At 39.9% G+C, this 14,215-nt stretch carries 17 protein-coding genes and 1 pseudogene; 14 read left to right on the forward strand and 4 right to left on the reverse strand.

Annotation, left to right across the window (positions count from 1 at the left end):
• Positions 1-284 precede the first annotated feature (284 nt).
• From M3194_RS05200 to M3194_RS05210, 4 genes and pseudogenes are all read left to right on the forward strand, one after another.
• Complete coding sequence (locus M3194_RS05200) at positions 285-677, forward strand: hypothetical protein (protein WP_251652177.1); 393 nt, start codon at positions 285-287, stop codon at positions 675-677.
• 135 nt (positions 678-812) lie between these two features.
• Positions 813-1,049, forward strand: coding sequence for a hypothetical protein (locus tag M3194_RS05205; RefSeq protein ID WP_251652179.1), 237 nt, complete (start codon positions 813-815; stop codon positions 1,047-1,049).
• 518 nt (positions 1,050-1,567) lie between these two features.
• Positions 1,568-1,867: pseudogene (locus M3194_RS31620) on the forward strand (GNAT family N-acetyltransferase); the annotation flags it as partial.
• Between the two features lie 36 nt (positions 1,868-1,903).
• Entirely contained in the window at positions 1,904-2,344 is a 441-nt protein-coding gene (locus M3194_RS05210) for a DUF4362 domain-containing protein (RefSeq protein WP_251652181.1), read from the forward strand.
• 447 nt (positions 2,345-2,791) lie between these two features.
• Here the strand turns inward: M3194_RS05210 and M3194_RS05215 are convergent, their stop codons facing one another.
• Together M3194_RS05215 and M3194_RS05220 are read right to left on the reverse strand one after the other, a co-directional pair.
• Positions 2,792-3,415: a hypothetical protein gene (locus tag M3194_RS05215; protein WP_251652183.1), complete on the reverse strand. Its 624-nt coding sequence runs from the start codon at positions 3,413-3,415 to the stop codon at positions 2,792-2,794.
• 21 nt (positions 3,416-3,436) lie between these two features.
• The gene (locus tag M3194_RS05220) at positions 3,437-4,120 is read right to left on the reverse strand and encodes a zinc metalloprotease (RefSeq protein ID WP_251652185.1); all 684 of its coding nucleotides are present in this window, start codon (positions 4,118-4,120) and stop codon (positions 3,437-3,439) included.
• A gap of 773 nt (positions 4,121-4,893) precedes the next feature.
• Here M3194_RS05220 and M3194_RS05225 point away from each other — a divergent pair.
• The 6 genes from M3194_RS05225 (at position 4,894) to M3194_RS05250 (ending at position 8,597) form a co-directional block, all read left to right on the forward strand.
• On the forward strand, positions 4,894-5,121 hold the full coding sequence (locus M3194_RS05225; RefSeq protein WP_251652187.1) for a CbrC family protein: 228 nt from the start codon (positions 4,894-4,896) through the stop codon (positions 5,119-5,121).
• A 23-nt stretch (positions 5,122-5,144) separates the two neighbouring features.
• Positions 5,145-5,423 carry a CbrC family protein gene (locus M3194_RS05230; protein WP_251652189.1) on the forward strand — a complete coding sequence of 93 codons (279 nt, stop codon included), beginning with the start codon at positions 5,145-5,147 and terminating at the stop codon, positions 5,421-5,423.
• 587 nt (positions 5,424-6,010) lie between these two features.
• Positions 6,011-6,829 carry a tyrosine-type recombinase/integrase gene (locus M3194_RS05235; protein ID WP_285889145.1) on the forward strand — a complete coding sequence of 273 codons (819 nt, stop codon included), beginning with the start codon at positions 6,011-6,013 and terminating at the stop codon, positions 6,827-6,829.
• A gap of 138 nt (positions 6,830-6,967) precedes the next feature.
• Positions 6,968-7,399: an NUDIX hydrolase gene (locus M3194_RS05240; protein ID WP_251652191.1), complete on the forward strand. Its 432-nt coding sequence runs from the start codon at positions 6,968-6,970 to the stop codon at positions 7,397-7,399.
• Positions 7,400-7,582: 183 nt separating this feature from the next.
• Positions 7,583-8,125: a ribonuclease FAU-1 family protein gene (locus M3194_RS05245; RefSeq protein WP_251652192.1), complete on the forward strand. Its 543-nt coding sequence runs from the start codon at positions 7,583-7,585 to the stop codon at positions 8,123-8,125.
• 166 nt (positions 8,126-8,291) lie between these two features.
• Positions 8,292-8,597, forward strand: coding sequence for a hypothetical protein (locus M3194_RS05250; protein WP_251652194.1), 306 nt, complete (start codon positions 8,292-8,294; stop codon positions 8,595-8,597).
• Between the two features lie 209 nt (positions 8,598-8,806).
• Here the strand turns inward: M3194_RS05250 and M3194_RS05255 are convergent, their stop codons facing one another.
• Complete coding sequence (locus M3194_RS05255; RefSeq protein WP_251652196.1) at positions 8,807-10,024, reverse strand: IS110 family RNA-guided transposase; 1,218 nt, start codon at positions 10,022-10,024, stop codon at positions 8,807-8,809.
• Between the two features lie 431 nt (positions 10,025-10,455).
• Between M3194_RS05255 and M3194_RS05260 the strand changes: the two genes are divergently transcribed.
• The gene (locus M3194_RS05260) at positions 10,456-10,980 is read left to right on the forward strand and encodes a hypothetical protein (RefSeq protein WP_251652198.1); all 525 of its coding nucleotides are present in this window, start codon (positions 10,456-10,458) and stop codon (positions 10,978-10,980) included.
• Between the two features lie 246 nt (positions 10,981-11,226).
• On the opposite strand, the gene M3194_RS05265 is transcribed toward M3194_RS05260, so the two are convergent.
• Positions 11,227-11,820: a TetR/AcrR family transcriptional regulator gene (locus tag M3194_RS05265; RefSeq protein ID WP_251652200.1), complete on the reverse strand. Its 594-nt coding sequence runs from the start codon at positions 11,818-11,820 to the stop codon at positions 11,227-11,229.
• 189 nt (positions 11,821-12,009) lie between these two features.
• On the opposite strand from M3194_RS05265, the gene M3194_RS05270 reads away from it, so the two are divergent.
• From M3194_RS05270 to M3194_RS05280, 3 genes are all read left to right on the forward strand, one after another.
• A complete protein-coding gene (locus tag M3194_RS05270; RefSeq protein ID WP_251652201.1) occupies positions 12,010-12,867 on the forward strand; it encodes an SDR family oxidoreductase in 858 nt (285 codons plus the stop codon).
• Between the two features lie 377 nt (positions 12,868-13,244).
• On the forward strand, positions 13,245-13,724 hold the full coding sequence (locus tag M3194_RS05275; protein ID WP_251652203.1) for a hypothetical protein: 480 nt from the start codon (positions 13,245-13,247) through the stop codon (positions 13,722-13,724).
• A gap of 129 nt (positions 13,725-13,853) precedes the next feature.
• Complete coding sequence (locus M3194_RS05280) at positions 13,854-14,156, forward strand: EthD family reductase (RefSeq protein WP_251652204.1); 303 nt, start codon at positions 13,854-13,856, stop codon at positions 14,154-14,156.
• Positions 14,157-14,215 lie beyond the last annotated feature (59 nt).

Consider the following 14,215-nt stretch of genomic DNA (forward strand, 5'->3'; position numbering starts at 1 on the left):
CTTCGCCCCATATTCTACATCTTCTACAACCTTATTCCATTCAGCGGTTGTCTGTCACGAAAGAAAAAGGTTCAAAACCTACGAAAACAAGCGAATTTAAGAGAATAACGATTCTCCATAGAGGGAGGATAGTTCCAATATGTGGTATTGTAAATTAGACAGATTAATCGAACCTGATTGCTTTTATAAAAGGAGTAGAAGGCGATAAAAGGAGGGACGGCGGTACGAAACTGGCTTCAGTGAGATCGGAAAATCAAAATCAATGATAAAGGGGATAAAATACAGTGGATGTGCAAGAACTATTTATTGCTATTTTGTGTGGTATTTTTGTTTTGGCCGTTGGGATCATATTATATAGAATCCGTCAAAGTAGACAGCGGCAAGCACTGGATCAAATGTACACAGCGATAGACGCACTGGCTACAGTTGATCTAAGTCTGAGACGATATGTCAACGAAAACCCAGGAAGTAACGTAATAGAGAGTGACATTATTCATTCAGCTTCAAAATACTTGCCTCGGGAAGATGTAGAGTTTTTGAATGCTGTACATATGAAGTCCTCTGATGAAATCCGTCAATTTATAACTAACAGGATTCACCCCCAAGTTTTTAAATTAATTGATACTCGGGATAAATTGCAGCTAAAAGTCCATGGGTCTCGGGGAACTATAGTGTAACAATGAGACAGCAGCTGGCGTACAACGATCGGTTGTTTTTTTATAGAACGAAAGGGCAGGATAGTTCCAATATGTCGTACAATAATTTGTACTAAACAACTCGATTAGCTAAAATCAAAGGAGAGTATATAAGAAGTGAAAAGAAATAAAATGTATGCAAAATTTGTGGCATTTGCCACGGGAATTTGTTTCATTGTATTAATTTGGCTTTGTTGCTCTCGTTTTCACGGAAGTGAAGATAAAATACAAAGAGCAGCAGTGATGGTAGAAAACTATCTATTAGCAGACACGAAATACACTAATAAAGATATTAATAAAATAGTGGGAGCATATACTTGGATAAGTAAAGATTGTAAGTACGGGCATTGGTAACATTTACGGACGAACCTTTGACTCAATATAGTTACTCAGTTTGTCCTGGGAAAGTTATTCAAGATGGTTATATCGGTCAAGATCCAAAACATCTAGAGTAAATGAAAATATACTAAAGATGTATACTTGAATCATTCAACTATTGGGAAATGATAGTTGAATAGCCAAACTGAATGAAGTGCGCAACTTTGTTACGTTAACGGGCAGGATAGTCCAACCCCGTCACGAATATTATTGAAAGGAAAATGAGTTAATGGGAGGAAAAGTATGGGTCCAAGACTTGAAACAAATGGTTTAAACTCCGAGATTGTTTGAGCCTCCGGATGCAAAAACAGTTCATTCCTTAGCTGGAGACGAAACCGTTGCACGGACAACCTTATCAATTCTTTACCCATACCCTGATGGTGCTGAAGCTTGGATAGAACGTATTTGCAACGCATTCCAGAGGGGGATATATATTCATTCGCGATGGTTAAAAAAGAAACTGAAATGCTTATTGATGTGTAAGTTTACGTGTTGCCAAAAGTGAAAAACAGGCGGAGTTAGCCTACTGGGTAGGGAATCCTTTTTGGAGGCAAGAGTATGCCACGGAAACTGCAAGGAAGGTAGTTAAATTCGGACTTGACGAGTTGAACTCGTATTTTTGCTGCAGCAATGAAGAACAATGCAAAAAGGGACACACGCTGAGTTTTTGGCATCCGTGGGCATCTATCAAAACCTTATGCGATCAGTATGAAATTGTTCGTTACAGGTTTACCTTGCTGGAATATCCTCTCGCCTTCTGTCGGATTCCCGGATCCGCTCGAAAAAGAGCGTGAAGGTCTTTCAATTACTATCCTACGAGGAGGGTTATGATGAAAAAGACAATTTTGTTACTTACACTCGTCGTTGTTCTCCTTGGCATTAGCCTCGCTTATTCAATACGATTAAATGTTTTGTACAAAGATGATGACTTTCAAGGAATGATTCTTCGGAAAATGGATCAATCTTCTTTGAGTAGAATGAATACACTCTATGAGAGATTTCTAAATCATAAAGATGATTACTTAATGATTATAGGTCCTAATATAGATAGTGGGCCAATAATAACGAATATCAATTCAAATGGTAAGGATATTGTATGGATAAATGATACTTCTAGAGATGTATTCACAAATGGAAGCGTGGAAGTATATAAGTGTAGACAATTAAACAAATCTGAGGAGAAATCAGGAACTATTTTTTCTGTTTCAAAATGTCAGGGATATTCAGAAGATGAAATAAAGGGATCGATAGAATTTCCAAAAAGTAAATAACAACTTAACTGTCCCAAATATGGTTTTGTCTGTCGAGCGAGGCTATAAGTAAGAAGGACAATATTATGCTTATAGGTTGAGTGTCACGGAAGCATAGAAAATAAGTATAATGTGAAATGAAGCAGGGAGCCGTTCTGACGGCTTCCCCCTTCAAATCTTGACTTCTAGTCACCTTTTATGGACATTATTCGGACAACGTACGCCGTCATTCTTCGGATTTGCATCAGTCGTGGCAACGAGACTCCAAGGAAAACAGTAACAGACTTTTTTAGAGAGTTCTTCCCTAAGGGACCTGAATTTGCACAGTTACCGATCGGAGTTAGCCAGTGCCCTCCACCTCGCCCACAACTGATCCAAGAGATGTTGCCTAGGTAGTCCTTTCACCAATGGTTGGTGGACAAGGTGTCTTATAAAATAATAAAGCCGCGTAATCGCGGCTTTATTACGTTATTCGACATCCTTAATTTTTTTCTTTACTTCATCATAAGATTCGTTTTCCAATTCCTTAAATTCTTTTATTTTGTCGAACATAGGTTTGACCTTTTTATCTACATTAACTCTTAAGTAAGCTGCACGAGGATGCACGTCTATATACTTGCCTATTGTCTTATTGAAATACAAGTTAAAGATTAGTTCATCTCCGATTTTCAGTTCTGGACGGAGGCCAATTTCATCTTCCGATATATACATTATAATTTCCTGATTATCAAGCTGGCCTTTTAATACCTCCGACACAGAAATAGTGTAGTTTGTTCCCGTACGGGTATGAGTTGCCTTTCCACCCTGTGCTTCGGTTGCTGCTCTCTCCGGAGTTCCTTCGATTAGTGGAATTTCTTCTTGAACGTTTTCAATATTAATAATTTTCCCTTTGGTAATCAATGCTGAGTGACTAACCAAATCTTTTAAGTCTCTAGGATCTGTGATTTTGATCAATCTGCCGCTAGTGGTTTCCACAATATGAGATTCTGCTGGCGGCACTTCCACCGCCGTAGTTTTAATATTTGACAGATCAATGTAACTATAAACAGATATAGCCAATGTTGCACAGGCTATTAAAATATATTTTTTCATCCTTCTTCATCCTTCCTTCGTTTAATATCCATACATGGTTTTTACATCATTTACCTCATGATTTTGTGGTAGGTAACTTTTTCCTAAGCTAAAATAATCGTAGCTCATAATTGAAGGGTCTGTACTTGTATTAGCCGGCGAGTATTGAGCTAAGTGAGAATGGCCTAGAGCAAGAATATGTCCCATCTCGTGGGTCATAGTAAACCGATAAGTAAATGCGGATGCAGAATTAGGGCTCGGATTTAAGTATATGTTTGCCCCTTTGAGCTGTTTTGTGGAAGCGCTCGCTGAAGCGTAGGAATTAATAACATAACTATTTGTATCATATAATTCAGTAACTCCCAAAGTTTCCGTGAACGTCCCATCAGGGTACATTGTATCCCAATATTGCTGAGATGCAGTGACCATATAAGTATTTGGTGAAGTGCCGGTAGTTACAGTTACAAATTCTGCAGGAGCTGCAGAAGAGTGCCAAGCTGAACGAGCATCTTCATAATAGGTTGACCAAGATCCTGAAAGACTTTGTTTATCAATTAAGACTTTTAAACGACCAGTGCTCGAGTTTTTTGGAATCCATCTAAGTTTAATCGTGCTAACGGTAGAGCCGCTTCCTGTAAAATACATTTCGTGGGCAAAAGAATACGTACTTGTTATAAACGCAAAAAGTAAGAAAAATGTCAACGAAAAAATTAGTTTCTTTTTCAAGATATACACACATCCTTCGCCTTATAGTTACAAATTGAATGAAATTGAATCAAAAAATACCTTCCAAAGAGGACCTTATTGTTACAGCTTAAAAATTAGCAAAACAGCAAACCGTTTAATATCTAGTATTCTACCGCAACACCATCCTCCAAATTTTTCAATATTTTCTCTCCCAAATAATATAAAAATTTACATATTAATGGATATAGTTCTAAAGATTCAATTTGAATAGATCAAGCTCATTACAGGAGATTTCGAACAGGCGAAAAATTCAAGAAAGAAACAGGCGACTTAAGAAGAAGCAATCGAATCAATTACAGAATGAAATCGAAGTATGAAAAACTTTATAAACCTTCAGGAAATTCTAAAGATGATATTTCTAAACTAGCAGAAGTCACTTGTCCCAAAGGCTATGGGAAAACAACTCGCACTAGTAATAAAGGATTTAGTCTTAAGAATGCCGGGCTAGGTACTCTTTTATTTGAGGCTTTGGAACTGTCACTGCAATAAAGAGAATACGTAATTCAGGCTCGACGAGGATCTCAAGACGAACGATGGCTACGCAAAGATCGTTCGTGTCACTCCTGGCGTCACAGAATCGAAAGAGCATGTATGGTCTTATTCCTATGATGGCCATATAGCGTTGTTTGTCTTGACCACATTGTGGACATTGTCTTAGCGTCTGAACCGGTAGTAACAGAAATAAAACGGCGCTAAAGGATGTTCAACTACCGGGAGACGTTAGTCCAATAATCAAGTGAGGGGTATCTTTAGTGGAGTTACCAAAGTTTAAATATAATCCAGAACCTATTAAGCTAGAGGTTATTAGGAAAGAAGAGTCAGTATGTCCTGTTTGTAGTAAAGAAAGAGAATATATCTATATTGGACCATTCTATTCAATTGAGGATGTCGAGAATATTTGTCCATGGTGTATAGCTGATGGAAAAGCAGCAGAAAAATATGATGGAGAATTCCAAACTCTGCTTTTTGTGAGGCGGTAGCAAGTCTTGAATATTTAGATGAATTGGTTCATAGAACTCCTGGTTTTCTTGGATTTCAACAAGAACAATGGCTTTCATGTTGTGGAGACTTTTGTGCAATTATAGACTATATTAGCTGGAAGCAAATCAAACAGCTTGTTCAGAAATACCCACAACAAGTTCAAGAGGATTACCAACAACTATTGAATGAATATGGTATGACTGAGGCAGAATTCAACAATTCTGATTATGATTATATACAAGGCTATCTGTTCCAATGTCTTCATTGTTCAAAGCAAAGATTTTATACAGATTGTAGTTAATCCATTAAGCTATCTGGGAACTATAGCTTAACAATGCAACAGCAGCCGACGTATAACGTTTGGTTGCTTTTTTTATTGAGCTAAAGGGGAGGTTAGTTGAAGATGAGAATGGGGTTTTTCTGTCGCATTTGAATCATATTGCGCAGTAACATCGGAGTATCTGGAACGTTAGTGACTAATATTGAACAAGATGTAAAGGTTTAATACGAGTGCAATTAAACCAATAATCCGACTCATTAGCAGTTCCATATAGCTTGATTCTTTATTTTCTTGTAACAGGTAGTTGCGAAGCTTCAAACCGGAGGCTGGGAAAAAAATTATAAAAATTGACAAGACAATAAAAATTGAAGTGAAGATAACCATGACAATTCAACTCCTTTTTAAATAATACGCTTTAATGCTAAACAAGTATCTGGATTTTCTTAATTTTCGACGAAAATGTGCAATAAAAGATAAGATGCTTATTCAACTAATGGGAAACGCTAGTTTAATACATCATGCAGATTAAAACCTCTCCGGAGAAGCAAACTAGATTTAATAGCTTCAAAAGGAGGTTTTTTTTTATTAACTTAAGTGACTTATGGAAGTTGTATGAAGCAGATAAACGTATTCAAGGATTCAGTCCGAAAACACTGAAAGCATACTCGCTTCAACACAAAATGTTGATATTGGAACTAGGCGACCTGGCTGTAACGGAAGTAACGTTAGCAATGCTGAAGGAGTACTTAGCAAAACAAGCAGACAGATTGAAGCCAAGCAGCCTAGGCCATCGTATTAGATTTCTTCGATCTCTTTTTCGTTACGCTTATGAAGAAACGTATCTGACCTCGAATCCCTCTCTCAAACTAAGAGAACCAAAATTAGATAAGCGTATCCCTAAGTTCTTAATTGAGGAAGATGTTATACACTTGAAGATATCATGCCAGTCGCTCAGAGAAAGAGCGCTACTTGAGTTTCTTTACTGTACCGGCTGTCGTGTCGGGGAGGTGGAGAAGATCAACATCGAGGATATGAACTGGGAGAACTGCTCAGCAATTGTTAATGGCAAGGGATCGAAACAGAGAGAAGTTTACTTTACGACAGAGTGCAAGGTATGGTTAAAGAAGTATCTGGCCAGCCGTGAGGATTCATGTAAAGCCTTATTTGTAACCGATACTCGTCCAACTAAACGAATGGCAATTCCTACGATTAGATGGGCATTAAAACGCCTTGCAGATCGTGGAGAGATTGAAGCAAATGTATACCCTCATCGCTTTAGGCATACCTATGCGTGCCAATTACTTGATAATGGTGCCCCTCTGGATTTCATCCAAGGTATGCTCGGCCATGAGAAGGCATCAACGACGCAAATCTACGCACAGCTCCGCGGCGAGCGTAGGAGAGAGCTTTATAAGCGCTTTTTTTAATGCCTATTGGAGGCGGATCCCATCAATAATCCGCCTCTATTCAACTAAAGGGCAGATTACTTTAATAGACCGCAACAAATATAGATGATAAACGTCTAAAATATGGAACTTATTTCTAGTATTCAAAGGGGATACGAAATGTCAAAAAAACCAGTCGGAGCAGCTGCTGTAATTATGGATTCAGAAGGGCGAATTCTTCTAGTAAAACATAACTACGGAAAATACAATTGGGAAGTACCAGGAGGGTTATCCGAGCTTAATGAATCCGCAGAGGAAACTGCAAAACGAGAGGTGTTTGAAGAAACTGGTCTTGAAGTTACCGTCGGTCGCTTAACTGGCGTGTATTATGAACCCACTCACGATATGCATCATTTTGCATTCATCTGTAAGGTTGCCGATAATCAGCAACCACAGCCTGATGCTGCAGAGGTAACAGAATGTAAATATTTCAACGTAGATGATTTGCCGAGACCGATTAGTGACTTCACAATTGCACGTATACAGCAAGCTTTGAATACTGACAATAATCAATTATTCCATACTATCGGACCAAGACAGTGGTTTGAATAGTCCTAGAGAATTTAACTTAATACGAATTGTACGGCAGCTCACACTCACTGGGCTGCCGTTTTCTAAAATTCACTGTACTATGCGACATTACACTAACGGCTACTGCAGCATTTGTTGAATTAAGGGCAGGATAGTCCCAATATACGGTAATATTATCTCGATGCAGAGCATGGGGGGATATTGGTGTTAAAAAGAAAATATGGAGATCGTTCAGACTGGCAACGTGTTTTAGTTAGGGAGTATACTCAATCCTTTATCGAATCGGATAACTTCAATGGTTATGTGACCCTTCTACGAATTGTCAAAGTATCAGACCCACTTTACGTTGAGTATAACGGAGAAGAAATTTGTATTGTTAACGATGGCTATCTATGGCTTCAGCAATTCCCTTCAGGTCGAAATCATTCGGTAACGACAATGTTTGATTCGAAAGGTAATATCGTGCAGTGGTACATAGATATATGTTCTCAGAATGGTGTTAGTGAGAATAATGTGCCTTGGATGGACGATTTGTTTCTGGATTTAATTGTATTACCATCTGGGGAAGTAATTAATAAGGACACAGATGAGCTAGAAGGAGCTCTTATCAGCGGAATCATTAATAAAGCACTTTATGATTTAGCTAAGGAAGAATCAGATATGCTCAGTGAATTAATTAAGCATAATGAGTTTACTTTATTGAAGCTATCAGAAGAACACAAAGAATTTTTGCTCCAAAAGATGTAAAGGTAGGACAATTTATTGAGCTAACGGGAGACTATAGTTCAATCATGAAAGCTGCAGCAGATCGTTAGATCCGCTGCAGCTTTTTCAAGTTTGGAAGGATAAATTCGCAGGTTGCCGAATACACTGATTATCCATTTATAGGTGGCTAGATATGGGAGGTATAAATATGTTTGAAAACTTTGATTTCAGACCAGGAGTTGTTAAATGGAACTCTTATAAATTAAGTCCTGAAGATATAACTGATATTAAATGGTTAAGTGAAGATATGTTTATGGTCGAATATCCAAATGGATACTTAGTTGATGTCGGATGGTATGGCAGGTTTTCAACTCTTAACGGCGTTTTTATTATACATATTATCAAGAACACAGAATGGAGTAACCCAGTATTCAAAGAAGAATATCGGTCAGTAACAGATTTGTATGAAGGAATGAAGATAGCAATTCAAAAAGTAAACCAGTTAATAAAGTAATAGTTGCTTGTAAACCGAATATGGAAGTGGCTTCATATAACACCATATTCACGCATAGGGCATTCTCTGCTCGGTCCTCCGATGATTTCGAGATTGAACTACCATGAAAATTCATTGAAGTAACATCAAAAAAAGACAAAACTAAATAAGGGTGCAGTTCTTTAAATTTTTAAAATCTAGCACCTGGTACATACTTTTCAAAATAAGGATCAGGAGACATCCGAAATAGAAACGGAATATCCCAAGCTTTCAAGTCTACGCACCGAATTTCTAACCACTGCAGCATGTTTATGTCGTTCAAAATAGTCTTCGCCCAAATCCACGTACATTTCTTTTCGGGTTAGTAAGTAATAAGCGATTCTAAGCATGGCATGAGCGACTACAATAGCTGCACGTTTTCTACCTTTCTTAGCGAGTGCTCGTCGATACATGGCACCAAGATAGTTCTTGGATGCGCCTACTGAATGTGCTGCTTCTGTTAAAGCAGCTTTCAAGTATTTGTTTCCTTTCTTACCTTTAGCCGATTTGCGTTTGCCAGCACTCTCGTTATGCCCAGGAACTAATGCTGCCCAAGAACACAAATGAGCTGCGCTAGGAAACTGGTTCTCAATGTTTGTTCCAAGCTCAGCTAATATCTGTTCCGCCATGCGTGGGGCAATACCAGGAATGGAATCTAATCGCTCTATGTCTTCCTGAAAAGAGCTCACTCTCTGGGCTATCTCTTGATCTAACAGCTCAATTTGTTCTGTCAGAAAATCGATGTGGTTTAGAATTGTCTTGATCATTAAACGCTGATGAGGGTTCACATAACCACGCAGAGCAAGTTCTAGTTCCGCTTTTTTCTTTTTCAGTGTACGCTGGGCTAAGTTTGCTAGTGTTTCAGGATCCTCTTCACCTTCTGCAATGGCACGAAGCATATTCTTAGAAGAAACGCCCATAATGTCTGAAACAACGGAACCGAGCTTAATATTTGCTCCTTCTAGAACTTTTTGAATTCGGTTGTGTTGTCTAGCACGCTCTTCAATTATGCTGCGACGGTAACGAACCAACTCTCTAAGTTCTCGTTGGGCGCGGTTTGGAATAAAACTAGCTGTGAGAAGCCCATGACGTAGAAGCTGGGCAATCCATTCTGCATCTTTGACATCGGTTTTACGTCCCGGAAGTGCTTTCATATGTTGAGCATTCACGACTAAAAACGTAATGTCTTCCGATTCTAAGAGGTTTACAATTGGTTTCCAAAATACACCTGTACTTTCCATCGCTACATGCGTACAGCCATGGTCTTTAATCCAGTCTATTAATTGCAATAAAAAGACTGTCTTAGTAGGGAAAGTACAAATCTCCTTTCCTTCGGGAGTCATTACACAAGCAGTGATAGAGTCTTTATGAACATCCATTCCGCATGCACGTTCAATGAGAACATCCATTAAAAATTTCCTCTCTACGGCTCATTTATGGAGCTGGTGCAACAACCAAATTAGGATTAATCTACCATGAGTGCTTCCCGAGGGAGCGACATTCTGTGATGCACCGTGATCGTTGGAGTCAGACTAACGGATGGGCTCTAACGCACCATAGTTTATCGACCTTCTTCTCCCAGCCGTAGTAGCATTATTAACGGCATTTCTATTTTCATTCTCTGTGGTGCAGCGCTGTTTGTGCGCTGCATGGATGGCTAACGGGGAACGATAGCTCCGAAGACATGACGGCGACCATCCAATTATGACCGCTGTTTTTTACCAGCTAATGGACAGCCCACTAAAGATAAGGTCGAAATCTTTGTGTAAATTATGGTTAAATATGGATTATGTTTTTTTAGAACGCATGAAACATTTTAGGCTGGTGATGGAATGTGAAGATGTCTAAACTTGGGGAATTGGCCGTTATTGCTATTGTAGTTGTATCCGTTGTTTTATGCATCCAGTATACCAAAGACACCTACTATGGGGAAGATGGGGTAGTCATAGCAGCTGAAAGTAAACCTAAGCTATATGAGGTGCCGTTAGAGGTTAAAGCAACTATTGCAGAAGTTCATGGGATATTAGATGATTTACTCGGCTGGGGTGCGGATGAGGAGTTTCAATTCACGGTTTCTGATAAAGAACAGTTAAAGGATGCCGTGGACAAATTGGAGGGCGTTCCGCCGCTTTCAAGTGACTTTTTAAGAGAGGATTTACAAAATGCTCAAAACCTTCTCAAGTTCGGTGTCATGCGTGAGGACCTGAAAGCTATTCAGTATGCGTACCGTATTCTAAATGATTTAGATATTGCCTTTAATGATTACTTTGGCACTAAAGTTTGGCACTATTCGCTTGCTGGAGTGGGTAATGGAAAGAATGTAGAGAAGGTAAGAAAATATCTGAATTCCACGGATAATGGATAAAGGATTTCATTTATGTGGTATATGGACTCGTTATACTATGGTTTAATTTTGTTATTTCTTCCTTTTCTTTTGCTCCATTACCCGTTTGTTGTTGAAGTAAAGTTAGTTTGTATTATGATTTCGATATCTTCATTAAATGCTGGAGCATCACTTAAGTATTTGATAAAAGAAGCAAATAATAAGATTCAATTAATTGAAGATAGAATGAAGAGGGATAAATGAGATTGCGGTAATTCACGTTCAAGCTCATCCGGTTCCCTGCTCCCAAAAAGCGCTTAAATTAACCGCTACAACTTCAATAACCTCTTCCACCATTGACTCCAGCGTATGAGTTTGAATCTCCCTGCTCCACTGCAGGGCCGACCCAAATATTCCCCAACTGACCACAACAGCCGTAGCTTCCCGCTTTTCTTGCAGGCCGTTCTGTTTAGGCCCCGATTCTAGCCATTGGAGCAGGAGACGATACAATTCCTTTTGCATGGCGTTTTCCAACAGCGGCTCAAATTGCTTGTCTCCCGGCGTGAGGTACTGTCGAAATCGCACTAGAAATTGAAAGACGGTCTGAACAAGAATATACAAATTATCCTTACTGAAGGCTGCATCGTCCGGCAGTCTTTTTTGCAGAATAAGTTGAAACTTCTCTGTCATCCAATAAGCGAGAAAAGCGAATTTGTCTTCAAAATGCGCATAGAAGGTTGCACGGTTGACGGCCGCTATATTCGCAATGTCGTGAACAGAAATGGAATAGATGTTTCTCTTTTCGTCAAGCAGATCGTTAAAGGCCTGAATTAATAACTGGCGGGTTCTCTTTACACGGGGGTCGCTAGGATTTACCGGCATGCTATACCACTCTTTCTTCGGATTTCAAAAACAAACAAAACGGCGATTGTGTTGGGAATGCAACGAAACCGGCCTTTTGCTGATTGTTGCCGGAGCTCCAACCCTTTATCTTTTACTTATGCGATATATGGTTACATAAATCCGTATAGTTAGCAAATTTTTTTACAGAGAAGAAAGGGTGAGAGTAACATGCTGATCGTTACTGGAGCGAATGGGAGATTAGGCAGAGGCGTGGTCGAGCAGCTGCTTAAACGCCTCCCGGCTGAGCAGATTGGTGTCAGTGTTCGGGATGTGAGCCAGGCGCAGGATTTACAGGAGCGCGGCGTACGTGTTCGTCATGGCGATTTTACTGAAGATGAGAGCTTGCTGAATGCTTTTGAAGGCGCGTCACAAGTTCTCCTTGTTTCAACCGGTATTTTGGGAGATGCGGGGATCCGTCAGCACCAAACCGCGATTGAAACAGCAAAGAAATCCGGTGCCAGACGGGTTCTATACACGAGTCATATGGGCTCTTCTTCGACGTCGTATTTTCCGCCTATGGTTCACCATGGAGCTACAGAAGATTTGCTTAAAGAGTCGGGTATGCGCCACACGTCTCTTCGCAACGGTTTTTACGTCTCTTCATTAGTTGGATTAATAGGCGATGCCGTCAAAACGGGCGAGTTGATGGTTCCCGAGGACGGTCCGATTGCTTGGACAACGCATTCGGATTTGGCCCAAGCTACTGCAGTGATCTTAACCGAGAAGAACTGGGATGGTCCATCTCCGAATCTAACGGCCTCTGAAGCGATCGATATGGAGGGGGTTGCGGCGATGGTATCGGATATCATCGGCCGGCCTATCTATCGTAAGGTCGTAACGGACGAAGCGTATCGGGCGCATCTGACTGCACAAGGTTTTCCGGAAGCGCGCATTGCAATCACCTTAGGTTTATTCCGTGCGAGCCGTAACGGGGACTTTGCGCAAACAAGTAACGCTTTAGCTGACCTGATCGGGCGACCTCCGTTGACGTTGAGAGACTTTTTAAAAGTGTCTTTACGTCTATAGACGCATTGGGGGCTTCTTGAGACGTGTTCCAATGAAGCCGTTTGAAATCTCTTAGAAAGTGCTCAGCTGGATATCGGAGAGATGTAAAAATGCTGAAATGCCATTCGCGCGCGAATGGCATTTCAGCATTTTGTGCATGTTTGGTGTTAGTTTCTTCATTACTATGAGGTGCATGGAGAGGTTCTGAGGCGTAAGCTTGGACACCCCTTACCTAACGATATAACAGAATTTATACAAGTTTAATTAATAAGTAATTGGTGTTTTATTTAATTAACTTATAAACTACAATTCATGCGGTAGTTGCTCATTAAACATGTTAGTTGCATTTCCGTTTGTTGTTACAAAACAGAATGGAGGATAAAACGAGGAGGAAATTGATGATGATCATTTTGTTGCTGGTGCACTTAATCGCGGTTTGTGCCTGGGTAGGCGGTGGAATTTACGAGCGTTTCTTCGTCTTGGGAGCAATCAATCATGCGAAGGGAACGAACTATGAAGTCCGCATGGTACAAATCATGCTTAAAGCTGTACCATATTTTAAAGTTGTTACTGCCTTGCTTATTTTGTCTGGTCTTGCGATGACATTAATTAGCTCTCAGGGATCATTCAACTGGCTCCTTCAATGGAGCTGGCTATCTCTTAAAGTGTATATCATGATTGTGATCATGGTGTTTGGGTATGCCTTTATTAATCCGCTTCTCAACAAAGTCACCGAGCAGATTAAATTGGCCATTGAGCATGATCAAATAGTTAAGGATGAAACGCGCGCTGGTGTCCGCCGAATTGGGGTCTTGCTGGACATCGCTCACCTTGGAGTAATTGTCAACTTGATTCTGGGAGTAACGAAGTTCTTTTGATTATCCGCACCTGATTGGCAACACTATCTTTTTTTTTCTTGAGGTCTAACTACTTACAGGCAAACATTCCATAGCTAAAGTAATAGTCTTTCAGTGAAGCTATTACATGACTAGAAAGGGTACCCATTCATGAGCAAAATAATCATTATTCACGATAAACCTAAAGATATTGAAAATTTCGAGAAACATTATTATAACATTCATATTCCGCTTGCTAAAAAACTCCCGAAGTTGATAGGAGCATCCGTGCATCGTGTCGTTAGCGCCCAGCATACGGACAATGAGCCATACTTGGTTGTGGAGGTTGAATTTAACAACAGCGAGGATCTTCACGCAGCGATGGCAAGCTCGGAAGGGAAAGCGGTTTCCGAAGATGTCAAGAATTTAATTCCTTTTCTGAATCGTCGTCCCGCTATACTTATTTTAGAATAGATATGATTTTCCCTTAATGAAATTACTAGCACTCGTCGCGCGTAGTAAAAAGCAGCCTC

Origin of the sequence: Paenibacillus glycanilyticus (assembly GCF_023715145.1) — a bacterium.
Taxonomy (GTDB): Bacteria; Bacillota; Bacilli; order Paenibacillales; family Paenibacillaceae; genus Pristimantibacillus; species Pristimantibacillus glycanilyticus_A.

What these genes read in the sequence shown, in the direction of transcription:
- M3194_RS05210 (WP_251652181.1), top strand. Translation starts at nt 1,904, where the DNA reads ATGAAAAAGACAATTTTGTTACTTACACTCGTCGTTGTTCTCCTTGGC.
- M3194_RS05265 (WP_251652200.1), bottom strand. Translation starts at nt 11,820, where the DNA reads ATGCCGGTAAATCCTAGCGACCCCCGTGTAAAGAGAACCCGCCAGTTA.
- M3194_RS05250 (WP_251652194.1), top strand. Translation starts at nt 8,292, where the DNA reads ATGTTTGAAAACTTTGATTTCAGACCAGGAGTTGTTAAATGGAACTCT.
- M3194_RS05255 (WP_251652196.1), bottom strand. Translation starts at nt 10,024, where the DNA reads ATGGATGTTCTCATTGAACGTGCATGCGGAATGGATGTTCATAAAGAC.
- M3194_RS05215 (WP_251652183.1), bottom strand. Translation starts at nt 3,415, where the DNA reads ATGAAAAAATATATTTTAATAGCCTGTGCAACATTGGCTATATCTGTT.
- M3194_RS05280 (WP_251652204.1), top strand. Translation starts at nt 13,854, where the DNA reads ATGAGCAAAATAATCATTATTCACGATAAACCTAAAGATATTGAAAAT.
- M3194_RS05240 (WP_251652191.1), top strand. Translation starts at nt 6,968, where the DNA reads ATGTCAAAAAAACCAGTCGGAGCAGCTGCTGTAATTATGGATTCAGAA.
- M3194_RS05275 (WP_251652203.1), top strand. Translation starts at nt 13,245, where the DNA reads ATGATGATCATTTTGTTGCTGGTGCACTTAATCGCGGTTTGTGCCTGG.
- M3194_RS05270 (WP_251652201.1), top strand. Translation starts at nt 12,010, where the DNA reads ATGCTGATCGTTACTGGAGCGAATGGGAGATTAGGCAGAGGCGTGGTC.
- M3194_RS05260 (WP_251652198.1), top strand. Translation starts at nt 10,456, where the DNA reads ATGTCTAAACTTGGGGAATTGGCCGTTATTGCTATTGTAGTTGTATCC.